Source organism: Stenotrophomonas sp. B1-1, from assembly GCF_010894375.1.
Lineage (GTDB): Bacteria > Pseudomonadota > Gammaproteobacteria > Xanthomonadales > Xanthomonadaceae > Stenotrophomonas.
This window is the reverse complement of record NZ_JAAIUZ010000018.1, coordinates 68,898-95,695: the sequence shown is the minus strand read 5'-3', so window position 1 is coordinate 95,695 and position 26,798 is coordinate 68,898. Positions and strand designations below refer to the sequence as shown.

Below are 26,798 nucleotides of genomic sequence, written 5' to 3'. Positions count from 1 at the left end.
GCGCCTACGAGCCCCCATGGGTGAGGGCGCTTTGCTTGCGAAGCACTGCTTCGCAAGCGCCCGAACGCACAGCCGCCAGCGGCTGGGCCGGACTGGGGGTTTACGGCGTGTCCTGCAAGCCCACACCGCCCCGCCCAACCCACAGAAAACCAGCCCAGCTTTTGACGTTGACGTTGACGTTGATGTTGCCTTTGATTGCAGCGGGTGCAGGGCTGCAAGCCCTGCCGGTAACCCTCACCCCGCCGGGGTGCCGGCGCCGTGCAGGTAATCCAGGCTGACCTGCAGCAACGCGCGCAGGCCCACATCCAGCGCCTTCTCATCCAACAGGAACTTCGGCGAATGGTTCGCCGGCGCCGTCGCCGGGTCGATGCCCACGCTGGTGGAACCGACGAAGAAGAACATGCCCGGCACTTCCTTGGCGTACAGCGAGAAATCCTCCGCGCCCATCTGCAGCGGCGGCTCGTAGACATTGTCCTTGCCCACCACCGCCTGCAGGCTCGGCAGCATCTTCGCGGTCAGCGCCGGGTCGTTCACCGTGGCCGGGTTGCCCTCGGCCTCGTAGATCTCGGTCACCGCCTTGGCCCCGTGCGCCGCGGCCGTGTGCTCGGCCACGTTGCGCAGATCAGCGAAGATCTGCTGGCGCATGCCCTCATCGAAGGTGCGGATGGTGCCGACCATCTCCACTTCGTCGGGAATGATGTTGTAGCGGATACCGCCGTTGATCGCCCCGAAGGTCAGTACCGCCGGCTGCTTGGACAGATTGGTGCGGCGGCTGACGATGGTCTGCGCAGTGCCGACCAGATCGGCGGTGGCCACGATCGGGTCCACCCCGTTCCACGGCGCCGAACCATGCGTCTGTCGACCGATCACCTTGATCCCGAAGCGATCGGACGCCGCCATCAGCGGGCCACCACGCACCGCGATCTGCCCGGCCTGCACGCTGGAGAATACGTGCAGACCAAACACGGCCTCAGGCTTGAAGTCGGCGAACAGGCCTTCCTTCAGCATCAGCGCGGCACCGCCCTCTTCCGGCGGCGGCGCGCCTTCTTCGGACGGCTGGAAGATCAGCATCACCTGGCCCGGCAGGTCCTTCTTCATCGCCACCAGTGCCTCGGCCACGCCCAGCAGGGTGGCGGTGTGCGCATCATGGCCACAGGCGTGCATCACCCCCACCGTCTGCCCTCGGTACTGCGCCGTAGCCTTGGAGGCGAACGGCAGGCCGGTCTGTTCGGTTACCGGCAACGCGTCCATGTCCGCGCGCAGGGCGATCTTCGGGCCCGGCTTGCCGCCTTCGATGATCGCCACCACGCCGTGGTGGGCAATGCCGGTCTTCGGCTTCAGGCCCATTGCGCGCAGGCGCTTGGCCACTTCGGCCGAGGTGCGTGCTTCGCGGTTGGACAGCTCCGGGTGCTGATGGAAGTCACGACGCCATTCCACCACCTGCGCCTGCAGGCGCTGCGCGGCAGCGGTCACCTCCGGGCGCTCGGCCACGTCGGCATGGGCAAGGGCCGGCACAGCCAGCAACAGGGCGGACAGCAGCAGGGAACGGCGCATCACGGGCTCCAGGGAAGGGGTCTGCACCTGAATGTAGGGCAAGGCCGCCGCTACGGGAACCTCCTTCGCCGCGCCGGGTCTGAGCGCCCGTCCCATCCGTCATGCAGGAAAAGGCATGGGTCACAGGTATGCTTTGTGCATTGCCAATCGGGGCGCTGCCCCATCCAGCCTTCTTGGAGTCCTTGAATGTCACGTGTTTGGAAGATCGTGCTGCTGGTCGTGGTAGTGCTGGTGCTGGCGTTTGTCGGCGTGCGGGTACTGGGCGGCGGCAAGGACAAGGCGGCAGGCCCGGGCGCCGCCGCGCGCCAGGGTGGCGAAGATCCCGATGCCGGCCCGGTGCCGGTCACCGTGGTCGATGCCATCCGCCAGGATGTGCCGGTGTATGCCAGCGCCCTGGGTACGGTCACGGCCATGAACACCGTCACGGTCAGCCCGCAGGTGGGCGGCCAGCTGATGAGCCTCAACTTCCGCGAAGGCCAGGAAGTAAAGCAGGGCGACCTGTTGGCGCAGATCGACCCCCGCAGCGCGCAGGCCAGCTATGACCAGGCCGTGGCCGCCAAGCGCCAGAACGAGGCGCTGCTGGCCACCGCCCGTTCCAACTTCCAGCGCTCCAACGCGCCGGAATACCGCCAGTTCGTCGCCAAGACCGATCTGGATACACAACGAAACCAGGTGTCACAGTACGAAAGCGCGGTGGCCGCCAACGAGGCCAGCGCGCGCGCCGCGCAGGTGCAGCTGCAGTACACCCGCATCACCGCGCCGATTTCCGGCATTGCCGGTATCCGTGCAGTGGATGCAGGCAACGTGGTGAATGCCGGTACCGCGCTGGTCACCCTCACCCAGATCCACCCGATCCACGTGCTGTTCAACCTGCCCGAGCGCCAGCTGGGCGACGTGCGCCAGGCGCAGACGGCCGGCAAGGTGCCGGTGGCGGCGCTGGACCGCGCCGATTCGCACGTGCTGTCCGGTGACGGTTCGCTGGACGTGGTGGACAACCTGATCAGCGCCGACAGCGGCACCTTCAAGGCCCGCGCGATCTTCGAAAACACCGACAACGGCCTGTGGCCGGGCCAGTTCGTGAACGTGCGCATGCAGCTGCGCACCATTGCCGGGGGCGTGGTCATTCCCACCCAGGCCGTGCTGCGCGGGCCCGATGGCGAGTACGTCTATCTGGTGCAGGGCGACAACACGGTCAAGATGCAGACCGTGCGCAGTGGCGTGGAAGTAGGCGACAGCCACGTGCAGATCACCGAAGGCCTGAAGGGTGGCGAGCGGGTGGTCAGCGAAGGCCAGTTCCGCCTGAAGCCGGGCAGCAAGGTGACCGCGCTGAAGCCGGGCGAAACCCCCGCGGCGCCCACCGAGGCCGAACTGAAGGCCGCCGAACAGAAGAGTGGCGGCCGCGGCCGTCCCGGTGGTGGCCCGCGCTGAGCGCAGGCCACCCTTTCCTTCCGCGCCGGCCTCGATGCCGGCGCAACCATTGAAGCACCAGCAAGGATCCGTCCGTGGGCTTTTCGACGATCTTCATCCGCCGTCCCATTGCTACCTCGCTGTTGATGGCGGGTTTGTTGCTGCTGGGCATCCTGGGTTACCGCAAGCTGCCGGTGTCGGCGCTGCCGGAAATCGATGCCCCCAGCCTGGTGGTCACCACCCAGTACCCGGGTGCCAACGCCACCACCATGGCGTCGCTGGTCACCACCCCGCTGGAACGCCAGTTCGGGCAGATTTCCGGGCTGGAACTGATGACCTCCGATTCGTCGGCCGGGTTGTCCACGATCATCCTGCAGTTCTCGATGGACCGCGACATCGATATCGCCGCGCAGGACGTGCAGGCGGCGATCCGCCAAGCCACCCTGCCCTCGTCGCTGCCCTACCAGCCGGTCTACAACCGGGTAAACCCGGCCGACGCGGCCATCGTCACCCTGAAGCTGACCTCTGACACGCGGCCGCTGCGCGAGGTCAACAACTACGCCGATTCGATCCTCGCCCAGCGCCTGTCGCAGGTGCAGGGCGTGGGCCTGGTGTCGATCGCCGGCAACGTGCGCCCGGCCGTGCGCATCCAGGTCAATCCGGCGCAGCTGTCGAACATGGGCCTGACCATGGAAGAGCTGCGCAGCGCACTCACCCAGGCCAACGTCAACGCGCCCAAGGGCTCGTTGAACGGCAAGACCCAATCCTACAGCATCGGTACCAACGACCAGCTGGCCAGTGCCGCCGAGTACCGCGACACCATCATCAGCTACAAGAACGGCCGCCCGGTGCGGCTGTCCGACGTGGCCCAGGTGGTGGACGGCGTGGAAAACGACCAGCTTGCCGCCTGGGCCGACGGCAAGCCGGCGGTGCTGCTGGAAGTGCGCCGCCAGCCGGGCGCCAACATCGTGCAGACCGTCGAACGCATCCGCGCCATCCTGCCGCAGCTGCAGGGCGTGCTGCCGGCCGACGTGCACCTGGAAGTCTTCAACGACCGCACCGAAACCATCCGTGCGTCGGTGCATGAAGTGCAGTTCACCCTGATCCTCACCATCGGCCTGGTGGTGGCGGTCATCTTCGTGTTCCTGCGCCGGCTGTGGGCCACCATCATTCCCTCGGTGGCGGTGCCGCTGTCGCTGGCCGGCACATTCGCGGTGATGGCCTTCACCGGCATGTCGCTGGACAACCTTTCGCTGATGGCGCTGGTGGTGGCCACCGGCTTCGTGGTGGACGATGCGATCGTGATGATCGAGAACATCGTGCGCTACATCGAACAGGGCAAGAGTGGCCGCGAAGCGGCCGAGATCGGCGCACGCCAGATCGGCTTCACCGTGCTGTCGCTGACCGTCTCGCTGGTGGCCGTGTTCCTGCCGCTGCTGCTGATGCCGGGCGTCACCGGCCGCCTGTTCCACGAATTCGCCTGGGTGCTCAGCATCGCCGTAGTGCTGTCGATGCTGATCTCGCTGACGCTCACCCCGATGATGTGCGCCTACCTGCTCAAGCCCGACGCGCTGCCCGAGGGCGAAGACGCGCATGAGCGCGCAGCGGCCGCCGGCAAGCAGAATCTGTGGACGCGCACCGTGGGCCTGTACGAACGCAGCCTGGACTGGGTGCTGGACCACCAGCGCGCCACCCTGGTCGTGGCCGCCGCCGCGCTGGTGCTGACCGTGCTGCTGTACGTGCTGATTCCCAAGGGCCTGCTGCCCGAACAGGACACCGGCCTGATCACCGGCGTGGTGCAGGCCGACCAGAACATCGCCTTCCCGCAGATGGAGCAGCGCACCAAGCAGGTGGCCGAAGCCCTGCGCCAGGACCCGGATGTGACCGGCGTGTCGGCCTTCATCGGTGCCGGCAGCATGAACCCCACGCTCAACCAGGGCCAACTGTCGATCGTGCTGAAGGAGCGCGGCCAGCGCGATGGCCTGGACGAGATCCTGCCGCGCCTGCAGAAAGCCGTGGCCGGCATTCCCGGCGTGGCGCTGTACCTGAAGCCGGTGCAGGACGTGACCCTGGATACGCGCGTGGCCGCCACCGAGTACCAGTACTCGCTGTCCGATGTTGATTCGGCCACCGTGGCCACCCAGGCCACGCGCCTGACCGAGGCGCTGCGCCAGCGCCCGGAGCTGGCGGACGTGGACAACAACCTGTCCAACCAGGGCCGTGCGCTGGAGCTGAACATCGACCGCGACAAGGCCAGCGTGCTGGGCGTGCCGATGCAGACCATCGATGACACGCTCTACGATGCCTTCGGCCAGCGCCAGATCTCCACCATCTTCACCGAACTCAACCAGTACCGCGTGGTGCTGGAAGTGGCACCGGAGTTCCGCACCAGCACCGCGCTGATGGAACAGCTGGCCGTGGCCTCCAACGGCGCCGGCGCGCTGACCGGCACCAACGCCACCAGTTTCGGCCAGGTCACCTCGTCCAACTCGTCCACCGCCACCGGCATCGGTGCGCAGAACACAGGCATTACGGTGGGCGCGGGCAACATCATTCCGCTGTCGGCGCTGGCCGAAGGCAAGGTGACCAGCGCGCCGCTGGTGGTCAGCCACCAGCAGCAGCTGCCGGCGGTGACCGTCTCCTTCAACGTGGCGCCGGGCTACTCGCTGTCCGATGCGGTCAAGGCCATCGAAGAGACCAAGGCCAGCCTGGACATGCCGGCCCACCTGCATGCCGAGTTCATCGGCAAGGCCGCCGAGTTCACCGGCAGCCAGACCGACGTGGTGTGGCTGCTGCTGGCCTCGCTGGTGGTGATCTACATCGTGCTGGGCGTGCTGTACGAAAGCTACATCCACCCCATCACCATCATTTCCACCCTGCCGCCGGCCGGCGTGGGCGCGCTGCTGGCGCTGATGGTGTGCGGCCTGAGCCTGTCGGTGGATGGCATCGTCGGCATCGTGCTGCTGATCGGCATCGTGAAGAAGAACGGCATCATGATGGTGGACTTCGCCATCGAAGCCCGCCGCGCCGGCGCCAACGCCCACGAAGCGATCCGCCGCGCCTGCCTGCTGCGCTTCCGCCCGATCATGATGACCACCGCCGCGGCCATGCTGGGCGCATTGCCGCTGGCGCTGGGCACCGGCATCGGTTCGGAACTGCGCCGTCCGCTGGGCATTGCCATCGTCGGCGGCCTGCTGCTGTCGCAGCTGGTAACGCTGTACACCACGCCGGTGATCTACCTGTACATGGAACGGTTCTCGGAATGGCTTGCCCGCCGCCGCGAGCAGCGCGCGTTGCGCGACGGTTCGCTGCAGGAGCCGCAGGCATGATCCAGGCCCCGCACCTGCGGGGGGCGGCACGATGAACCTGTCCGGCCCCTTCATCCGCCGCCCGATCGGCACCGCGCTGCTGGCCATCGGCCTGTTCATCATCGGCGTGATCTGCTACCTGAAGCTGGGCGTGTCGGCCCTGCCGAACATCCAGATTCCGGTCATCTTCGTGCACGCCAGCCAGTCCGGCGCCGATGCGGCCACCATGGCCTCCACGGTCACCGCGCCGCTGGAACGCCATCTGGGCCAGCTGCCCGGCATCGACCGCATGCGCTCTTCCAGTTCGGAAGGCAGCTCGCTGGTGTTCATGATCTTCCAGACCGACCGCGATATCGATTCGGCGGCGCTGGACGTGCAGACCGCGATCAACTCGGCGCAGGCCGACCTGCCCTCGGGCATGGGCTCGCCGATGTACCAGAAGGCGAACCCGAACGACGATCCTGTGATTGCCATCGCGCTGACCTCACAGACGCAGTCGGCCGACGAGCTGTACAACGTGGCCGACTCGCTGCTGGCCCAGCGCATCCGCCAGATCGGCGGCGTGGCATCGGTGGATATCGCCGGTGCTTCCACGCCGGCCGTGCGCGTGGACGTCAACCTGCGCCTGATGAACGCCCTGGGCCTGACCGCCGATGACCTGCGCAACGCGGTGCGCGCGGCCAACGTCACCTCGCCCACCGGTTTCCTCAGCGACGGCAACACCACCACTGCGATCATCGCCAACGATTCGGTCGCGCGCGCGGCCGACTTCGCCAATCTGGTGGTGAAGACCCAGGGCGATGGCCGGGTGATCCGCCTGAAGGACATCGCCAACGTCTACGACGGCCAGCAGGATGCCTACCAGGCCGCGTGGTTCGACCACAAACCCGCCGTGGTGATGTACGTGTTCACCCGCGCCGGCGCCAACATCGTGGAAACCGTGGACCGGGTGAAGGCGCAGATTCCCGCGCTGCGCGACTACCTGCAGCCCGGCACCACCATGACCCCGTACTTCGACCGGACGCCGACCATCCGCTCGTCGCTGCATGAAGTACAGATCACGTTGCTGATCAGCCTGGCCATGGTGGTGCTGACCATGGCGCTGTTCCTGCGCCGCCTGGCCCCCACCCTGATCGCCGCGGTTACCGTGCCGCTGTCGCTGGCCGGTGCGGCGCTGGTGATGTACGCGCTGGGCTTCACCCTGAACAACCTGAGCCTGCTGGCGCTGGTGATCGCGATTGGCTTCGTGGTGGACGATGCGATCGTGGTGATCGAGAACATCATGCGCCACCTGGACGAAGGCATGCCGCGCCTGCAGGCGGCCTTCACCGGTGCGCGCGAGATCGGCTTCACCATCGTCTCGATCACCGCCTCGCTGGTTGCAGTGTTCATTCCGCTGCTGTTTGCCAGCGGCATGATGGGCGCCTTCTTCCGCGAGTTCACCGTCACCCTGGTGGCGGCCATCGTGGTGTCGATGATCGTCTCGCTGACCCTCACCCCGGCACTGTGCAGCCGCTTCCTGAGCGCGCACGACCACAACGCCGCACCGTCGCGCTTCGGCCGTTGGCTCGATGCCGGGCACGAGCGCATGCTGCGCATCTACACCGTGTTCCTGGATTTCTCGCTGCGCCACGCGCTGCTGCTCTCGCTCACCCCGCTCATCCTGATCGGCGTCACCATCTTCCTGTTCGGTGCAGTGAAGAAGGGTGCGTTCCCGCCGCAGGACACCGGCCTGATCTGGGGCCGCGCCAATTCCAGCGCCACCGTGTCCTTCGAAGACATGGTCAGCCGCCAGCGCCGCATCACCGACATGCTGATGGCCGACCCGGCGGTGAAGACCGTGGGCGTGCGCCTGGGCAGTGGCCGCCAGGGCTCCAGCGCGCAGTTCAACGTGGAACTGAAATCGCGCAAGGAAGGGCGTCGCGAGACCACCGCCCACGCGCTGGCCCGCCTGAGTGCCAAGGCCGACCGCTACCCCGACCTGCAGCTGCGCCTGCGCGCGATCCAGGATCTGCCCAGCAATGATGGCGGCGGCAACAGCCAGGGTGCGCAGTACCGCATTTCCCTGCAGGGCAACGACCTGGCCGCACTGCAGGAATGGCTGCCCAAGCTGCAGGCCGAGCTGAAGAAGAACCCCAAACTGCGTGACGTGGGCACCGACGTGGACAACGCCGGCCTGCGCCAGAACATCGAAATCGATCGCGCCAAGGCCGCGCGCCTGGGTGTCTCGGTCGGTGCCATCGACGGTGCGCTGTACGGTGCGTTCGGCCAGCGGCAGATTTCCACCATCTATTCGGACATCAACCAGTACAGCGTGGTGGTGAACGCCCTGCCCTCGCAGACCGCCACCCCGGCGGCGCTGGACGAGGTGTACGTGAAGGCCAGCAATGGGCAGATGGTGCCGATCACCGCGGTGGCCAGCCAGGTGCCCGGTCTGGCGCCTTCGCAGATCACCCATGAAAACCAGTACACCACGATGGACCTGAGCTACAACCTGGCTCCCGGGGTGAGCATGGGCGAGGCGAAGGCGATCATCGATGCCACCGTGGCCGGCATGCGCATGCCCGGCGACATCCGCCTGGCCGACGACGCCGGCTTCGGTTTCAACTCAGACCCCAGCGACATGCTGATCCTGGTGTTCGCGGCCATCCTGACCGTGTACCTGGTGCTGGGCATGCTGTACGAGAGCCTGATCCACCCGGTCACGATCCTGTCCACCCTGCCGGCGGCGGGCGTGGGCGCGCTGCTGGCGCTGTTCGGCACCAACACCGAACTGTCGGTGATCTCGATGATCGCGCTGGTGCTGCTGATCGGCATAGTGAAGAAGAACGCGATCATGATGATCGACTTCGCCCTGGTGGCGCAGCGCGAGCACGGCCTGGCCCCGCGCGAGGCCGCACGCGAGGCCAGCATCGTGCGCTTCCGCCCGATCATGATGACCACGATGGTGGCGATCCTGGCGGCGGTGCCGCTGGCGATCGGCCTGGGCGAAGGCTCCGAGCTACGGCGCCCGCTGGGCATCGCGATGATCGGCGGCCTGCTGTTCTCGCAGAGCCTGACCCTGCTGAGCACGCCGGCGCTGTACGTGATCTTCTCGTGCCTGGCCGATCGCTGGCGGGCACGCCGCGCGCGCAAGCGCGAAGCGAAGCTGCTCAAGCGCGCGCAGCGCGCGTGAAGGATCCGCCGGGCATGGCCCGGCGCTACCGGGTGGGTGCGGACCGTTGGTCCGCACGCCCCCTTGGGTTTGACGCGCTGTAACGAAAAGAGAACAATTCGCATCCAGCCATGGTCCTGCGCCCCTGCGGCGCCCCGCTCCCGGTTCCCGGTCAGCCTGCGTGATCCCAGCCACTGCCCCTTCCCCCAACCATGGGTGGATGGCCCGTGGCCGTCCGCCGAGGAACCTGATCGATGCCTTCGTTCCGCACCCCGCGCGTGGCCCTGCTGGCCGCCGCCCTGTCCGCCGCCTGCGTGGCCCATGCAGAAGCCCCGGCCGACACCCGCAGCGCCACCGACCTGGACGCCATCAAGGTGGTCGGCGGACGCACCCACACCGAAGCCGGTGCGCTGGGCGACCGTGCCCTGCGTGACACCCCGTTCGCCATCACCGCCGTTTGCCGCGAACAGCTGGAGCAGCGCCAGGTCGTCTCGCTGGGCGAAGCCTTCCTGTTCGACCCCTCGGTCACCACCCAGGTAAGCGCCTACGCCAGTGGCTGGAGCTCGCCCATCCGCAACCGCGGCATCGATCTGAACTACGACAGCTACCGCGTGAACGGCCTGCAGGTGTCTTCGTGGGGCACCGAATGGCCGCTGGAAGTGATGGAACAGGTAGACCTGCTGAAGGGCCCCGGTGGCTTCCTGTACGGCTTCGGCGCACCCGGCGGCATCGTCAACTACATCACCAAGAAGCCGACCGACACCCCGACGTTCTCCGCGCAGCTGGGCTGGCGCGAACAGGGCATCGTCAGCGGCGGTGTCGATGCCGGCGGGCGCTTCGGCAACGAAGAGATGTTCGGCTACCGCTTCAACGCGTACCAGGAGAAGGGCGAAACCTTCAACGGCGGCCATGTCGACCGCAAGGTCGGCGCACTGTCGCTGGACGCGCGCCTGAGCGATGCGCTCACCTGGACCTTCGACGGCGTGTTCCAGTCGCGCGACCTGAGCGAAGAATCGCCGCAGTACTACTTCATCGGCCTGACCTCGCTGCCGCGGCCGATTGCCGGCGACGTCGACAACAGCGTGCCGGGCACCTACTACGACACCCGTTCCAGCCTGCTGTCGACCGCGTTGAACTGGCAGATCAACAGCGACTGGAAGGCCAGCCTGAGCTACGGCGTCACCACCTCGTGGAACGACGTCAACAAGATCTTCGCCTACATCGACGATCCGAACGGCGACTACAACGTGAACGTGTACGAGCTGGGCGGCAAGAGCGAATGGAAGCTCGCGCAGGCGCTGGTGCAGGGCAGCTTCCGCACCGGTCCGCTGCAGCACCAGCTGGTGGCCGGCGTCAGCCACCAGACCGGGCTGGGCTGGGACCGCCCTTACGAGTGGAACACCATCGGTCGCGCCAACCTGTACCAGCGTTCTGCCATCCGCCACGACGCGGTGGGTTCGCGGGTGCTGACCCGTGGCGATGAAACCGTGCAGCAGGCGGTGTTCGCCAGCGATACCGTCGACTTCGGCGGCGGCTGGTCGGTGCTGGCTGGCTGGCGCTACAACGACTTCGAGACCAAGGGCCGTTACCACACCTACCCGGTCACCCCGACCTATGCGGTCATGTTCAAGCCCAGCGAGGCAGTGACCCTGTACGCCAGCTACATCGAATCGCTGGAAGCCGGCAGCCGCGTGGGCAACACCTACATCAACGCCGGCGATGTGCTGGACCCGACCATCAGCAAGCAGTATGAAATCGGCGCCAAGGTGGAAGCCTCGCGCTGGAATGCGAACGTGGCCGCGTTCCGGCTGGAACGTGGCGCCAACATCGACCAGCAGACCGACACCGGCCTGCGCCTGGTGCAGGATGGCATCACCCTGTACGAAGGCGTGGAAGCCAGCGCCGACCTGCACCTGACCGACGCGCTGACCGTGGGTGGCGGCGTGACCTGGCTGGACCCGACCTACGACAAGCTGTCGCCGGACAGCGCCGCGCGGGAAGGCAACCGCACCGTCGGTGCCGCCCGCTGGAGCGGCGTGCTGCATGCCAGCTACCAGCTGCCGTGGGTGGATGGCCTGGAAACCTACGCCGCCGTGCGTTACTACGGCGATGTCTGGTACGACGCCGACAACACCCTGAAGCTGCCCGATTACACCCTGGTCAATGCCGGCGTGGGCTACCGGCTGATGGCCAGCGGGCACCCGGTCACCCTGCGCGCCAGCGTGGAAAACCTGGGCAACCGAAAGTACTGGTCGAACGCCGGCATCGGCCTGCCGCGCACCTTCGCCGTGAGCGTGCGCTGGGAGATGTAATGCGGTTTCGGTGGGTGCGGACCGTTGGTCCGCACCTCGAACACCCTACACACGCGCGCACCGCCATAATGGGGGCACTCCGCCCCCCGAGCCTGCATGTCCGCGCCCCATTCCCGCCTCAGCCGCCTGTGGGCCCATGAAAAAGCCAGCTACGGCCTGCGCGTCTTCATTGCCCTGACCACCGCGCTGGGCGTGTGCTGGCACATGGACGCACTGCCGGCCCTGCCCGGTGTGTTCCTGGGCATCATCGCCAGCGCCATCGCCGAAACCGATGACAACTGGTGGGGCCGCACCAAGGCGGTGCTGCTGTCGCTGCTGTGCTTCTGCATTGCCGCCGCGTCGGTCATCTGGCTGTTCCCGTGGCCGTGGCTGTTCATCGCCGCGCTGGCGCTGTCCACCTTCGGCCTGACCCTGCTGGGCGCGCTGGGCGAACGCTACGCCTCCATCGCCCAGGCCACGGTCACCCTGGCCATCTACACCATGATCGGGCTGGAGCAGCACGGCGGCGCCGGCGATCTGCCACGCGCCCTGCATGCGGTCAGCCACCTGCTGGCCGGTGCGGTCTGGTATGGCCTGTTGTCCATTGTCTGGACCGCCCTGTTCGCCAACCGGCCGGTACGCGAACGCGTGGCCCGCCTCTACCAGGAACTGGGCCGCTACCTGCAGCTGAAGGCCGCGCTGTTCGAGCCGGTGCGTGAAGCGGACCTGCACCGTCGCCAGCTGGACCTGGCCGAGCAGAACCGCAGGGTGGTGGGCGCACTCAATGAAGCCAAGGCCGCGATCATGGCGCGCTTCGGTCGCTCCGGCCGCCCCGGGGTGAATTCCGGCTTGTACCTGCGCCTGTACTACATGGCCCAGGATTTCCATGAGCGTGCCAGCTCCTCGCACTACCCCTACGGCGCCTTGGTCGATGCGTTCTTCCACAGCGACGTGCTGTACCGCTGCCAGCGCCTGCTGGACCTGCAGGGCCAGGCCTGCGCACGGCTCGGCGAGGCGATCCGACTGCGCCGGCCGTTCGTGTATGGGGAAAGCAACCAGCAGGCCGGGCGCGACCTGGCCGATGCCCTGGCCTACCTGCGCGACCAGCAGCGCCCGCAATGGCAGCGCCTGCTGGGTTCGCTGGACCTGCTGGTGCACAACCTGCGCAGCATCGAACGCCGCCTGCTGGACGCCGAACGCTCCGAAGCCAGCCTGGACAACGTCGATACCCGCCTGCGCGACAGCAACCCACACACCCTGCGCGAGATGGGCGTGCGCATCCGCCAGCAGCTCACGCCCGGTTCGGTGCTGTTCCGCCACGGCCTGCGCATGGCGCTGGCGCTGATCGCCGGCTTCCTGGCCATCCGCCTGTTCAATGCACAGAACGGCTCGTGGGTGCTGCTGACCATCGTCTTCGTGTGCCGCCCCAACTTCGGCGCCACCCGCCAGCGCCTGGCCCAGCGCATCGTCGGCACCCTGGCCGGCCTGGTGCTGACCTGGGCGCTGCTGCAGCTGTTCCCGCAGCTGCACGTGCAGTTGCTGATCGCGCTGCTGTCTGCCCTGCTGTTCTTCTTCACCCGCACCGACCGCTACCTGGTGGCCTCGGCGGCGATCACGGTGATGGCGCTGACCTGCTTCAACCTGATCGGCGATGGCTTCGTGCTGATCGTGCCGCGCATGGTCGACACCCTGCTGGGCTGCGCCATCGCCGCCGCGGCGGCCTTCCTGATCCTGCCCGACTGGCAGGGCCGGCAGTTGCACAAAGTACTGGCGCGGGTGCTGGACACCGCCGCGCGCTATCTGGAATCGGTGCTGGGCCAGTACCGCAGCGGCATGCGTGATGACCTGGCCTACCGCATTGCCCGCCGCGACATGCACAACGCCGACGCGGCGCTGTCCACGGCCTTGTCGAACATGCTGCGCGAACCCGGCCACGTGCGCCGCAACCTGGATGCCGGCTTCCGCTTCCTGGCACTGTCCAACACCCTGCTGGGCCACCTTTCCGCACTGGGCGCGCACCGCGACCAGGTGGACAGCTTCGCCGCCGACCCGCTGGCCCTGGCCGCCGGCGAACGCGTGCGCGAGGCACTGGAACAGCTGGGCAGCGCGCTGGGCGCGAGGCAGCCGGTCAGCGAAGACGACAACGACGCCGACCGCGCCGTGGCCGCCGAACTGGAACAGACCGACGACAGCATGGCGCCGAAGCTGCAGCTGATCCGCACGCAGATGGCACTGGTGCTGCGCATGCTGCCGAAAATGCGCGCGGCGGCCAACGAAGCGGTGCGTGGCCTGACCTGATCCCGCCTGCATGGGTGGAGGTGGTGACGGTGACGGGGCTGGTTCCGTTGCCGTTGCCGGTGGCGGTGCCGTTGCCGTTGCCGTTGCCGGTGCCGGTGCCGGTGCCGGTGCCTTTGCCGGTGCAGGTGCGGGTGCGGGTGCGGGTGCGGGTGCGGGTGCGGGTCACGGTGACGGTGACGGTGACGGTAGAGTCGAGCTTGCTCGACTGCTCCGCCAACAGCAGTCGAGCAAGCTCGACTCTACGAAGCGCAGCATCGCGGCATCATTCGACCCGGCAGCGTGCAGCATCGAGGCAACATTCGGCCCGGCAACGCGTAACATCGCGGCATCGTTCGACCCGGGCACCCGGACAGCATCACAGCATCATTCGGTCCGCCATCGCGGCAGCATCGCGCCACCGTGCAGCCCGGTGCCCGGCATCGTTCGCATGGAACGCCACCGATGCGTGTCCCCCCGCCCGGCACCCGTCGTGCAGGCAGGAATGCTAGGCTGCGGCGGTCCAAGGAGGTTCCATGTCCGGCCACAACCAGTTCGCCCTGCTGCGCCAGCGCCGCTTCCTGCCGTTCTTCATCGTGCAGGCGCTCGGTGCCTTCAACGACAACGTCTACCGGCAAGCGATCATCGGCCTGCTGTTCTACCTGGGCGTATCGGAAGAGCAGCGTTCGCTCTACACCACGCTGGCGCCGGCCATCTTCATCCTGCCCTACTTCCTGTTTTCAGCCCTTGCCGGCCAGATCGCCGACAAACTGGAAAAATCGCGCCTGATCGTGATCACCACCACCATGGAGATCGTGATCATGTCGATGGCGGCCGTCGGCTTCCTGACCGAAAGCCTGCCGTTCCTGCTGGTGGCGCTGTTCTGCACCGGCATGCAGTCCACCCTGTTCGGCCCGGTGAAGTACTCGGTGCTGCCAGCCGTGCTGAAGCCCGAAGAGCTGACCGGCGGCAATGGCCTGGTGGAAATGGGCACCTCCATCTCGATCCTGTCGGGCATGATCCTGGGCGGCGCGGTGTTCCTGCTGGCCGGCAGCCAGGGTCCGATCGTGGCGGCCACGGCGGTCATCGCGCTGGCGGTCTGCGGCAACATCGCCGCACGCATGATCCCCAAGGTCGATGCCGGCGACCCGGACCTGAAGATCAACTGGAACCCGTTGCCGGAATCGCTCGTCGTGCTGCGCATGGCACGGCAGCAGAAGGCGGTGCGCAACGCGATCCTGGGCGTGTCCTGGTTCTGGTTCGTCGGCACCGTGCTGACCTCGCAGCTGCCCAACTACGCACTGGCCAACCTGGGCGGCGAACCGAAGCTGTACCTGTTCGCGCTGGCCCTGTTCTCGGTCGGCACCGGCGTCGGCTCGCTGCTGTGCGAAAAGCTGTCGGCGCGCACCGTTGAAATCGGCCTGGTGCCACTGGGCGCCTTTGGCATGACCGCCTTCCTGCTCGATCTGTACTTCGCCCGCCCGGGCGAGGCCACGGTGCACGGCATGGGCATTCTGGCCTTCCTGCAGCAGGCCGGCAGCGCGCGCATCGTCGTCGATCTTGTCGGTATTGGCCTGTTCACCGGCGTGTTCGTGGTGCCGCTGTTCGCGCTCATCCAGAGCCGCACCCCGAAGGCGCAGATGTCGCGCGTGTTCGCCGCGCTGAACATCCAGAATTCCGGTTTCATCGTCGGCGCCGCCCTCATTTCGCTGGCCGCGCGCGAATGGCTGCACTGGACCATCCCGCAGCTGTTCCTGGCACTGGCCATCGCCAATGCCGTGGTGGCGATCTATATCTTCACCATCGTCCCCGAATTCCTGATGCGCTTCCTGAGCTGGGTGATGGTGCGCACGCTGTACCGGCTGCGCCCGCACGGCATTGAAGCCAACGTGCCCGACGAAGGCGCCGCGCTGCTGGTCTGCAACCATGTCAGCTACATGGATGCGCTGATCCTGTCGGCGACGATCCCGCGCCCGGTGCGCTTCGTCATGTACTACCGCATCTTCAATATCCCGGTGATGCGGTGGATCTTCCGCACCGCCAAGGCGATTCCGATTGCCGGCGCACGCGAAGACCCGGCCTTGATGCAGCGCGCGTTCGACGAAGTGGATGCGGCGTTGGCCGAGGGCGAACTGGTCTGCATCTTCCCCGAAGGCGCACTGACCCGCGATGGCGAGATGGCGCCGTTCAAATCGGGCGTGGAAAAGATCCTGGAGCGCAGGCCGGTGCCGGTGGTGCCCATGGCCCTGCGCGGCATGTGGTCGAGCATGTGGAGCCGGCGCGATACCCGCCTGGGCCGCATGCGCGTTCCGCGCCGCTTCCGCGCCACCGTGGAAGTGGTCGCCTCACCCGCCGTGGACGGCCAGCGTACCGATGCGGCCGCGCTGGAAACGCAGGTGCGAAGCCTGCGCGGCTACAACGCCTGACGCATCGGACACGGGGTGCAGCGCGCCCCGCTACCCCGCCTGGACACCCGCCGAGCCCCCCTCGGCGGGCATGTAAACGCATACATGAGGCGCGCGTTGCGGTAGATTACGCACCCACAGGGGGGAGGTTCGGCCTGTCCGCGACAGACCGACCGCCAAGGAATGGAGTCTTGCTTTGAATCAACCGCCACCTATCGAGCGTCCGGTGTACATCCCCAACCATCTGGTCTGGGCGATCGTGACCACGCTGTTCTGCTGCCTGCCGCTGGGGGTGGTGTCGATTGTCTATGCGTCCCAGGTGGACGGCCGCCGCGCGGCCGGTGATCTGCCGGGGGCCTTCAGTGCGTCGCGCAAGGCGGGCTGGTGGGCGGTGGCTTCGGCCGTCGCACTGCCGGTCCTGTTGCTGTTGTGGTTCGGGCTGTTCGGCGGCTTGGCCGCGCTGGGCGCTCTTTCCGACCTTTGATTCACACCACCACCCATCGAGGAGCTTGAACCATGAACACCACCACCCCGCAGGTCCCCAACAATCTGGTCTGGGCCATCCTGTCGACCCTGTTCTGCTGCCTGCCGGCCGGCATCGTGTCGATCGTCTACGCCGCCCAGGTCAACGGCAAGCTGGCCGCTGGCGACATCGCCGGTGCCCGTGAGTCGTCGGAAAAGGCCAAGAAGTGGGCCATCTGGTCGGCCATCGCCGCGGTCGTGGTCGGCATCCTGTACGGCATCCTGATCGCCGTGGTCGGCGTGATGGGCGGCGGCAGCAGCTACTGATGCACCCTGCGGGATCCGGCACCGCGCCGGATCCCGTTGTCGCATGTCCGTCCTTCCCGCACGTTCCCGACTGGCCCGCTGGGCCCCACTGCTGGCCGCTTCCGGCCTGGCCGCGGGTGCCGCCGTGGTGCTGCGCCACGTCAATCCCTATGTCTCGGGCAATCCGCTGCCCGGCTGCCCGCTGTACGCACTGACCGGGCTGTACTGCCCCGGCTGCGGCAGCACGCGCTGCCTGTACTCGCTGGTCCACTTCGACCTGCCCGGCGCGATGGCGATGAATCCGCTGCTGGTCATCAGCCTGCCGTTCCTGTTGCTGATGCTGCTCAACAGCGCCGGCATCCGTCCGCGCGTGCTGGACCCGTTGATGCGGGTGCTGGCCAACCCGATGTTCTGGCTGTGGCTGCTGCCCGGCTACGCGCTGCTGCGCAACCTGCCCTGGGCACCCTTCACCGCCCTGGCCCCGGTCTAGGGTTCCAGCCAACGGCGCAGCCCCTCGTGGTGGGGCGTTTGGCGATCATGAGGTTGGCCGGATGCGATGGGCTTGCGGGGGACGCCGTAAACCCATCCATGGGGGCTTAGCCGCGCCATCCATGGCGCGGATACCCCCGCAAGCCCATCGCACCCGGCCACGGACAGTTTCCGCGCGCGTCCACCACGGAAAAGAAGAGAAGATCAAAAGCCAAAGCGGGTCGCTGCGCTCCGTATCCACGCATGGCGTGGATCTACTGTGTCGACCAAGGTCGACACCTACCAACAGCCGGGCATTCGAACAATCGCAGTTCCCCACAGCCGCGGGGAACTGTCGGAGGTGGGGCGGTGTGGGTGGGCAGGACCGCAGGCGCCATGGGCCCGAGGCATGCCTCGGGCGGGTTGGGCAGGACGCCCAACCCCGGTCTTGCCGGGCGCGCAGGATTGCGCGCGCGAGCAAGGCGCCTACGAGCCCCCATGGACGGGTTTACGGCGTGTCCTGCCCACCCACACCGCCCCGCCATCCCACGGATACCCAGCTTTTGACGTTGACGTTGCTTGAAGCCTCTGCGGGTGCAGGGCTGCAAGCCCTGCCCGAACACCTACGTTACCCAGCCGGCAATCACCAGCAGGGCCAGCACCGCCAGCCACAGCAGCAGCATGCGCCACACCAGGCTCATCGCATCGCGCAGGTCCGGCAGCCGCTGCCACACCGGCAACAGCCCCGCTTCGGTGTAATCGTGCGCGTCCTCGCGCAGCTCCGCGTTGACGCTGGCACGCGCCACCGCGCCCAGGAAACCGATGCCGCCGGCCAGCCGTTCGCCATGGGCCTGCCGCCAGGCCTTCCACGCGGTATCGAAGTTGCCCACCAGCGCCATCGAAAACGCCATCAGCTGGGCCACCGGCCATTCAATCCACGACAGCACGCGCTGCGCCAAGGCCAGCGGTTCCACCGGCACCCGCGCCCGCATCGGGCTCTCGGCCATCAGCGCCAACAGGCGGTAGGCCAGCGCCCCGACCGGGCCCAGCAACAGGAACCAGAACAGCACCGCGAACCAGCGCCGCAGTGCATTCAACACGGTCGCTTCCACCAGCGACGGAACATCCTCGCGCAGGCTGCCACCGGCGGCCTGCAGGTGCCGCACCGCCGCCTGGCGGGCACTGGCCTCGTCGGCGTCGATCACCGCTTCAACATCGCGATCCAGATCGCGCGGGCCCCAGCACCAGGCCAGCACCGCCACGCCCAGCAGCAGCGCGGGCAGCCCGAACAGCACCCCGCTCAGCAGCCACACCAGCAGCCCCATCAGCAGCAGCGGCGGCAGCAGTGCCACCAGCACACCCGCCGGCCCCTGCCAGGCCCGCCCGCCATGCGCGTCCAACCAGCCCAGCCAGCGCCGGAAACCCTCGAAACGGCGCAGTGAAGCGGCAGCGGCCGGGGCAACATGGCCCAGGGCCAGCGCCACCAGCACGGCAACCAGGGTGGTGAACATGGCGGGTCTCCCGATGAACAAGCGTTCGGCGCCGCTACCTTACCTGCCGCAGCCGCGCCTTCAGCGACGGATTCCACTGTAACCCGCCGCGTGTTCAGGTGGCGGCAATGCTCAGCCGCGCTGCTGCCGGTACCAGTGTTCGATCAGGCCACGCGAGATCGAGATCGGCGGCGACAGACGGATGCCCTGGCCGTCGTCTTCCACGTCGCGCGCCAGTGCCGCGCCCACTTCATCGACGGTGAACCAGCGCGCATCTTCCAGCTCGCCATCCACGGTGGGCACATCGTCGTGCGCCTGCGCGCGGAAGCCAACCATCAGCGCGCCGGGGAACGGCCACGGCTGCGAGCCCAGGTACTGCGCGGCGATCACCCGCACCTTGCTCTCCTCGTGCACTTCACGGGCCACGGTCTGTTCAAAGGTTTCGCCCGGCTCGACGAACCCGGCCAGCACCGAATAGCGGCGCGGCGCCCAGTTGGCCTGCCGCCCCAGCAGCAGCCGCCCCTGGTTTTCCACGGCCACGATCACCGCCGGGTCCACCCGCGGGTAGTGTTCGGTGGCGCACTGCGGGCAGCGGCCGACGAAGCCGCCGCGGGCGAAGGCCACGGCACTGCCGCAGACACCGCAGAAGCGCGTGCGCGACTGCCAGTACGACATGCCGCGCGCATAGCTGAAGGCCGTGGCATCGGCCACCGTCCACAGCAACGCCGCCTGCCGCAGGTCCAGCCGTCGCGGCGCGGTCACGCTGACCTGCGCGGCATCCACGCCGAACCATGCCTGGCCATCCCGCAACCCCAGGAAGATCGCAGCGCCCGGGCCACCACCCAGTGCGGCACCGGTCAACGCCAGCGGCTGGTCATCCTCATCGGTGAAGGCCGTGCCGTCCTGGTCCAGCACAAGAATGCGCGCATCCGGCCACAGGCGCGCCAGTGCATCGGCATCGGCGCGCAGGGCATCGGCGCGCTCCAGCGGTTCGTCCACGAAGGCGAAACCGGAAAGCGGCGAAGGAGTCGTAAGCATTCCACAAGCCTGCCGCCATTCGCAGCAGGTGGCAAGGTCGGCGTTGCCCGCCGCGCGTGCCGGTGCTTACATGCTGAAGCTGCTGCCGCAGCCGCAGGTGGTCTTCGCGTTCGGGTTGCGGATCACGAACTGCGCACCGGTCAGGCTCTCGGTGTAATCCACCTCGGCGCCCATCAGGTATTGCAGGCTGAGCGGATCGACCAGCAGGGTCACCCCGCTGGTCTGTACCGCCAGATCATCCTCGGCGCGGTTCTCGTCGAACTCGAAACCGTACTGGAAGCCGGAACAGCCACCGCCTTCGATGTACACGCGCAGGGCCAGGTCGGGGTTGCCCTCGTCCTGGATCAGTTCCTTCACCTTGGCCGCAGCGGATTCGGTGAAGTTCAGCGGCCGCTCCAGCGACTGGTAGTCGGGAGCGGCGGCCGGCGTGGCGCCGGGCAGGGAAACTAGCGTGCTCATGGCCCCAGCATGGGGGCGCCGAACGCGGCTTTCAAGCCATGGCCTCGGCCAGCTTGCGACGCGCGGCATCGCCGCCCTTGCCCTTGCCAGCGGTCTCCTCGCCTTCCGGGGCGGGCAGCGCGGCAACCGGGCTGCTGGCATGGATCAGGCGGCCGTTCAGCTGCGCGCCGGCATTCATTTCCACCACCTGGTAATGCACGTTGCCGTTCACCCGGGCGCTGGGGGTCAGCTCCACCTTCTCGGTGGCATGCACGTCGCCATCCATGCGGCCGCTGATGACCACCACCTGGGCGCGGATCTCCCCTTCGATCACGCCATGCTCGGCCACCGTCAGGGTGGCACCGCTGGCGCCTTCCTGGGCGATCACCTTGCCGTGGATGCGGCCTTCCACATACAGGCCCCCACTGAATTCCACATCGCCACGAATCACCACCTGGTTGCCGATCAGGGCATCCACCACCAGCTGGCCATCACGGCTCGACTTGCTGTTTCCGAACATCTGCCTACTCCCCATTGCTGGCCGGTGCACCGGCCTGTTTCCAGTCAAATACCTGGGTCGTGCCCCCCGCACCCCCACCCAATGTCACCCGCACGCGTTGCGGGGTGAAGTCTGTCGGCAGCATGACGCTGCCGGTGAGCTGCTGGAAGTACCGGAACGAGTAATCCTGCCCCGGTACCTTGTTGCGCTGGTGCAGCTCATCCCAGCTGATCGTGGCCAGCTTGCCGTTCTTCACACCTTCCACCGTGAAGCGCATCTGCCCCTGGCTGATCGCGCCACGGTTGAGGTTCTGGGTCAGCACGGCGGTGTACTGCCAGGTGCCGGCCGATTCCGGGCTGAACTCGATGGAATGGGTGTTCAGGCCCTTGCGCTGGCTGGTGGAACCCACCAGGCGCTCGTAGAACGCCACGTCGGCGCGCAGCCCGGCGATCTCTTCATCGCGCTCGGCCAGCGACGACTGCACCTCGGTGTTGGCCGCGCGACTGATCCGGTCCGACGCTTCCAGGGTGGCCTGCTTCTGGCGCACCTCGGTCAACTGGGTCTGCAGGGTCTCGGCGCGCTTTTCGGCGGCCTGCAGCCGCTGGCCCTGGGCATCGCGCGGCGCGCCCAGCCAGCAGCCACCCAGCACGGCCAGCACCAGGCTCAGCAGCCAGATACCGGCCAGTATCAGCAGGCGACGGCGATCGAGCGGCGGTTGTGGTGCGCCCGGCAGGCGAACCTGCACACGCATGGGAGGGCGGTTGTTCATGGGTAGTCTCCGGGGCATCGCATTGGCAACACCGTCACGGCCCCTGTGGCAAACGACGGGCTAGTGTAAGTCAGGAACGGCGGGATTCCCCGGGGGCGGCCGCCGGCGGCCAGTGGTGTTCAGGCACGCCATCGCCGATAGTGTGGCACCCCGCACAGTTCCGCCGCCGGAGTCCGCCATGACCGAAGCCCACCTGTTCGTGATCGGCATCCTGCTGGCCTGGCTGGCCGGCATCCGCGTCTACCTCACCGTGTTTGGCGTTGGCCTGGCCGGCCTGCTGGGTTGGGTGGACCTGCCCCCGGCCCTGCAGGCCACCGAATCGTGGTGGGTGCTGGGCACCTCGGCGGCGCTGGCCGCGGCCGAATTCGTCGCCGACAAGATCCCCGGCGTCGATTCGATCTGGGACCTGCTGCAGACCCTGGCCCGTGTGCCCGCGGGCGCCTTCCTGGCCGCCGCCACGCTGTCGCCCGACGGCGATCTGGGCACCGGTGCGCTGGTGGCCGGCGCCGGCGTGGCCCTGGCCAGCCATGGCCTGAAGGCCGGCACCCGCGCCTTGTTGAACACCTCGCCGGAACCGGCCAGCAACTGGATTGCCTCGGCCGCCGAAGACACCGTGGTGATCGGCGGTCTCGCCCTTGCCCTGGCCCACCCGTGGATCGCGTTGATCGTGGTGCTGGCCTGCAGCCTGGCCGGTGCCCTGCTGGTGTGGCTGGTGTGGCGCACGCTGTGGAAGGGTGTGCGCTGGCTTGCCCGTGCTGGCGGCAGCGCCGGCGGCGGGCCCGCCCGCGCAGGATGACGGCTGGCCTTGCCGCATAATGGCCGTGAACATCAGGAGCCCCCATGGCCGCAAATGAATTTCCCGCGGGCGCCCGCCAAGGACGCGCTGAAACCCCACCTGCCGACCACTGGCAGCGCTGGGCCACGCCCGACGCCGCGCCTGCCGTGGCGGTGGCCGCTCCGGCGCCCCTGGGCCTGGTGCAGGCCACTACCGAACACGCCGCTGGCAGCGAGCTGCCGGCACCGCCGCCGCTGCCGTTCCCGCCGCCGCAGGGCGAAGCCGGCAACAGCGACGCCGCACCGCCCCCGGCCGATTCGCCGTACCGCGTGCTGATCGTCGAAGACGACCGCGCGCAGGCCCTGTTCGCACAGAGCGTGCTGCACGGCGCGGGCATGCAGGCGGTGGTGCTGGGCGACCCGGATGCCGTGCCGCAGGCCATCCGCGAACAGCGCCCCGACCTGATCCTGATGGACCTGCACCTGCCGGGCGTGGATGGCATGCGGCTGACCGCGATGATCCGCCAGCAGCCGGGCATGCAGCTGCTGCCGATCGTATTCCTCAGCGGCGATCCGGACCCGGAGCGCCAGTTCGAAGTGCTGGACTGCGGCGCCGACGATTACCTGAGCAAGCCGATCCGGCCGCGCCACCTGATTGCCGCCGTGGCCAACCGCATCCGCCGCGCCCGTGCGCAGGCCGCCACCCTGCCCGGCGCCAACGGTGCACCAGCCACCAGCAACCCGGAAACCGGCCTGCCCACCCGCCACCACGTGCTGCAGCAGCTGAGCGCCAGCCTGGCCCACCACGGCCATGGCGGCGTGTTCTTCATCGAGATTTCCAGCGCGCTGGGCCTGCGCGAACGCTACGGCTACGCCGCATTCGAACGGCTGATGGTGCAGGCCGGGCAGCGTCTGGCCGAAGCCGGCCATCCGCACCTGCTGGCGCGCCTGAACGACAACAGCTTCCTGCTGCTGGCCCGCGATGCCCACGAAGACCACCTGGAAACCCTGGCCGCCAACCTGCGCGAACAGCTGTCCGCGCGCGCCTTCGTGATCCGCGACGACGAATCGGTGCACCTGCGCGGCGTGGTCGGCTATGCGCCGCTGTCGCCCGGCTTCGACGATGCCACCAGCGCACTGGAAGCGGTGGAACGCACCACCCTGCAGGCACGACTGCTCAGCTCCGGCGTGGCCGGCCACGTGCACCGCCCCACGGTGAACGAGGAAGAGCACCTGGCCCTGCTGGAAGGCCAGCTGGAACTGGCCTACCAGCCGATCGTGGCGGTGGCCGGTGGCGGGAGTGCGCAGTACCAGCTGCTGCTGCGCCTGCGCCAGGAAGACGGCACCGTGCTGACCGCCGGCCAGGTGATTCCCGCTGCCGAAGCGGCCGGGCGCATTGCCGACCTGGACCAGCAGGTGCTGGAACATGCCATGGGCCTGCTGGATCTGTACCGCCACGCCACCCACCCGCTGAACCTGTTCGTCTCGCAGTCGCTGCGTACCCTGCAGCGCGATGCCTTCGCCGATTGGCTGCTGGAATCGCTGCAGCAGCGCGACCTGCCGGGCAGTGCGCTGGTGATCGACGTGCGCCTGCCCGATGCGCTCATCCATACCGTGCCGCTGCAGCAGTTCTGCCAGCGCATGGCCAGCGCCGGCGTGCGCTTCTGCCTGAGCCAGTTCGAACCCGGCAGCGAAGCCGATGCCCTGCTGACCCAGCTGCCGCTGGCCTTCGTGCGCATGGCCGCGCGTTTTTCCAGCAGCCATTCCAACCCGGGCACGCGCGAGGAACTGCGCCGTGCGATCGAACAGGCGCACGCCGCTGGCCTGCAGATCATCGGCCAGCAGATCGAAGACCCACAGGCCGCGGCGGCCATGTGGGTAGGCGGTGTCGATTACATCCAGGGCAACATGGTGCAGTCGGCCGGCAGCGACCTGAACTTCGACTTCCAGAACGCGGTGCTCTGAGTGCCGCTGACGGTCGCGCTGCTGGCGGCGCTGTGCCTGGCCGCCGTGGCTCTGGCGGTACTGGGCCTGCGCCTGCGGGCGCGCGGCCGGCAACTGGCCGCCAGCCAGCGCGAACGCACCGTGCTGGCCAGCGAACGCGACCAGCTGCGGCGCACCACCGAACGCCAGGGGCAGCTGGAACACCAGCTGCTGCAGGCCAAGCAGGCCGCCGAAGCCGCCGTGCTGGCCAAGGGCGAATTCCTGGCCACCATGAGCCACGAAATCCGCACCCCGCTCAACGGCATCCTGCCGATGCTGGAACTGATCGCGCGTGGGCCGCTGGGCGAGGACCAGCGGCAGATGCTGGCCACCGCATCGGCCAGTTCGCAGCAGCTGCTGCGCATCGTCGATGACATCCTGGATTACTCGCGGCTGGAAGCGCAGGCGCTGGAACTGGAAATCACCACGTTCAATCTGCGCGAACTGCTCGATGGCGTGGTGCAGCTGATGCAGCGCGCCGCCGAATCGAAGGGGCTTTCGGTAAGCCTGCAGCTGGACCCCGCGGTGCGCCTGTCGGTGCGTGGCGATCCGGTGCGGCTGCGCCAGGTGCTCAGCAACCTGCTGGCCAATGCCATCAAGTTCACCGCGCGCGGCCACGTGCAGCTGCGCGTGCAGCGGCTGGGCGAAGGCCCGGCGCAGCACCAGCTGCGGTTTGAAGTGATCGATACCGGCATCGGCATCGACCAGGCCCTGCAGGCGCGTCTGTTCCAGTCCTTCAGCCAGGCCGATGCATCGACCACCCGCCTGTATGGCGGCACCGGCCTGGGCCTGGCCATCTGCAAGCGCATCATCGACCTGATGCACGGCCAGATCGGCGTGCAGTCCACGCCCGGCCATGGCGCCACGTTCTGGTTCGAGATTCCGCTGTTGAAGGTGCCCGGCGACCTGCCGGCATCGGCCCGCGGCCCGGCCGCGCTGCTGCTGTACAGCGCCGACCCGCTGCTGCAGGCGCGGGTGGAACGCATTGCCGTGCACCACGGCCTGCAGGCGCAGGCGCTGTCCGATCTGGAGGCGCTGGTGCAGCGCCTGCGCAGTGCGCCGCGGCCCGGCCAGCCGGCGCCGGCATGGCTGCTGGTGGATGCACGCCAGCGCCGCCAGGGCGAGGCCACGCTGCAACGCGCCCTGGCCGAGCGCGGCGACGACGACGCGATGCAGGTGCTGTGGCTGCAGGATGACGCCGCGCCCGCGCGGCCGCGCCAGCAGCAGCTGCCCGCCGCCTTCACCGACGCCGCCCTGCACACCCTGCTGGGCGCGCCCATGGCCAGTGCGCGGCCCGCCCCGCTGCTGGCGGCCGACGCCGGCGTGCCGCTGCCCACGCTGCCTGCGCTGGGGCTGCAGGTACTGCTGGTGGAAGACAACGCGGTGAACCGCATGGTGGCCGAGCAGCTGCTGAAGGTCTTCCAGTGCCAGGTACGCAATGCGGCCGACGGCGAACAGGCGCTGGCGGCCATGCGCGCCGGTGGCATCGACGTGGTGCTGATGGATTGCCAGATGCCGGTGCTGGACGGCTACAGCGCCACCCGCCACTGGCGGCACGAAGAAGCGCAGACCGGCCAGGCCCGCCTGCCGATCATCGCGATGACCGCCAACGCCATGGCCGGCGATCGCGAGCGCTGCCTGCAGGCGGGCATGGATGATTACCTGTCCAAGCCGATCGACCGCGAAGCCCTGCACGCGCTGCTGCAGCGCTGGGGCGGCACACCCGCACGCGTAGAGTCGAGCTTGCTCGACTGCGATCAACATGACGATCAACAGGGCGATAGTCGAGCAAGCTCGACGCTACCGATCGAGGCGCCAAGCGCATCGCCGCAGCCGGTGCTCGACCGCAGCGTGCTGGAAGAACTGCAGAGCGTGATCGGTCCGGCCGCGCTGCAGATCGTGGCCGTATTCCTGGAAGATGCGCCGCTGCTGGTGCAGCAGTTGCAGCAGGCCGCGCAGGGCGAAGACATCGAGCGCCTGCAGGCGCTGTCGCACAGCCTCAAATCATCCAGCGCCAATGTCGGTGCGCTGTCTCTGTCGGCCGTGGCCACGCGCATCGAGCGAGAAGCCCGCGGCGGCACGCTGCAGCGCCCCGCCGTGGCGGTGGCGCTGCTGGTGGCCGAATTCGCCCGTGCGCGCGTGGCGCTGACCGGCTACCTGGGCCAGCACCGGTAACCG

Annotated in this window: 18 protein-coding genes; 12 read left to right on the top strand and 6 right to left on the bottom strand. The window is 68.1% G+C overall.

Annotated features, from left to right (window positions below; translation table 11 throughout):
* Positions 1-234: 234 nt before the first annotated feature.
* Entirely contained in the window at positions 235-1,554 is a 1,320-nt protein-coding gene (locus G4G00_RS14905) for a M20 family metallopeptidase (protein WP_108754371.1), read from the bottom strand.
* Positions 1,555-1,740: 186 nt separating this feature from the next.
* On the opposite strand from G4G00_RS14905, the gene G4G00_RS14900 reads away from it, so the two are divergent.
* The 9 genes from G4G00_RS14900 (at position 1,741) to G4G00_RS14860 (ending at position 17,651) form a co-directional block, all read left to right on the top strand.
* On the top strand, positions 1,741-2,982 hold the full coding sequence (locus tag G4G00_RS14900) for an efflux RND transporter periplasmic adaptor subunit (protein WP_108754372.1): 1,242 nt from the start codon (positions 1,741-1,743) through the stop codon (positions 2,980-2,982).
* A 74-nt stretch (positions 2,983-3,056) separates the two neighbouring features.
* Entirely contained in the window at positions 3,057-6,290 is a 3,234-nt protein-coding gene (locus G4G00_RS14895) for an efflux RND transporter permease subunit (RefSeq protein ID WP_108754373.1), read from the top strand.
* 31 nt (positions 6,291-6,321) lie between these two features.
* Positions 6,322-9,444: an efflux RND transporter permease subunit gene (locus tag G4G00_RS14890; RefSeq protein ID WP_164274669.1), complete on the top strand. Its 3,123-nt coding sequence runs from the start codon at positions 6,322-6,324 to the stop codon at positions 9,442-9,444.
* 233 nt (positions 9,445-9,677) lie between these two features.
* Entirely contained in the window at positions 9,678-11,735 is a 2,058-nt protein-coding gene (locus G4G00_RS14885; RefSeq protein WP_164274665.1) for a TonB-dependent receptor, read from the top strand.
* 96 nt (positions 11,736-11,831) lie between these two features.
* Positions 11,832-14,012, top strand: coding sequence for a YccS family putative transporter (gene yccS, locus G4G00_RS14880; RefSeq protein ID WP_164274662.1), 2,181 nt, complete (start codon positions 11,832-11,834; stop codon positions 14,010-14,012).
* A gap of 512 nt (positions 14,013-14,524) precedes the next feature.
* Entirely contained in the window at positions 14,525-16,414 is a 1,890-nt protein-coding gene (locus G4G00_RS14875) for an MFS transporter (protein ID WP_164274659.1), read from the top strand.
* Positions 16,415-16,589: 175 nt separating this feature from the next.
* Positions 16,590-16,877 carry a CD225/dispanin family protein gene (locus G4G00_RS14870; protein WP_108751075.1) on the top strand — a complete coding sequence of 96 codons (288 nt, stop codon included), beginning with the start codon at positions 16,590-16,592 and terminating at the stop codon, positions 16,875-16,877.
* Between the two features lie 32 nt (positions 16,878-16,909).
* The gene (locus G4G00_RS14865; protein WP_108751076.1) at positions 16,910-17,182 is read left to right on the top strand and encodes a CD225/dispanin family protein; all 273 of its coding nucleotides are present in this window, start codon (positions 16,910-16,912) and stop codon (positions 17,180-17,182) included.
* Between the two features lie 43 nt (positions 17,183-17,225).
* The gene (locus tag G4G00_RS14860) at positions 17,226-17,651 is read left to right on the top strand and encodes a DUF2752 domain-containing protein (protein ID WP_108754378.1); all 426 of its coding nucleotides are present in this window, start codon (positions 17,226-17,228) and stop codon (positions 17,649-17,651) included.
* 601 nt (positions 17,652-18,252) lie between these two features.
* Here the strand turns inward: G4G00_RS14860 and ampE are convergent.
* From ampE to G4G00_RS14835, 5 genes are all read right to left on the bottom strand, one after another.
* Positions 18,253-19,140, bottom strand: coding sequence for a regulatory signaling modulator protein AmpE (gene ampE, locus G4G00_RS14855; RefSeq protein WP_164274656.1), 888 nt, complete (start codon positions 19,138-19,140; stop codon positions 18,253-18,255).
* A gap of 111 nt (positions 19,141-19,251) precedes the next feature.
* On the bottom strand, positions 19,252-20,157 hold the full coding sequence (gene nudC, locus G4G00_RS14850; protein ID WP_108754381.1) for an NAD(+) diphosphatase: 906 nt from the start codon (positions 20,155-20,157) through the stop codon (positions 19,252-19,254).
* A gap of 66 nt (positions 20,158-20,223) precedes the next feature.
* Complete coding sequence (gene erpA, locus G4G00_RS14845; RefSeq protein WP_108747525.1) at positions 20,224-20,616, bottom strand: iron-sulfur cluster insertion protein ErpA; 393 nt, start codon at positions 20,614-20,616, stop codon at positions 20,224-20,226.
* A gap of 31 nt (positions 20,617-20,647) precedes the next feature.
* Positions 20,648-21,115 (bottom strand): polymer-forming cytoskeletal protein, encoded by a 468-nt coding sequence (locus G4G00_RS14840; protein ID WP_108757367.1) that lies wholly within the window; start codon positions 21,113-21,115, stop codon positions 20,648-20,650.
* 4 nt (positions 21,116-21,119) lie between these two features.
* Entirely contained in the window at positions 21,120-21,863 is a 744-nt protein-coding gene (locus tag G4G00_RS14835) for a DUF6776 family protein (protein ID WP_164274653.1), read from the bottom strand.
* Positions 21,864-22,041: 178 nt separating this feature from the next.
* Between G4G00_RS14835 and G4G00_RS14830 the strand changes: the two genes are divergently transcribed.
* The 3 genes from G4G00_RS14830 to G4G00_RS14820 are packed head-to-tail and all read left to right on the top strand — an operon-like array spanning position 22,042 to position 26,795.
* Complete coding sequence (locus G4G00_RS14830) at positions 22,042-22,659, top strand: DUF4126 domain-containing protein (RefSeq protein ID WP_164274650.1); 618 nt, start codon at positions 22,042-22,044, stop codon at positions 22,657-22,659.
* Positions 22,660-22,703: 44 nt separating this feature from the next.
* Complete coding sequence (locus tag G4G00_RS14825; RefSeq protein ID WP_108754384.1) at positions 22,704-24,602, top strand: EAL domain-containing protein; 1,899 nt, start codon at positions 22,704-22,706, stop codon at positions 24,600-24,602.
* On the top strand, positions 24,603-26,795 hold the full coding sequence (locus G4G00_RS14820; protein WP_108754385.1) for a hybrid sensor histidine kinase/response regulator: 2,193 nt from the start codon (positions 24,603-24,605) through the stop codon (positions 26,793-26,795).
* Positions 26,796-26,798 lie beyond the last annotated feature (3 nt).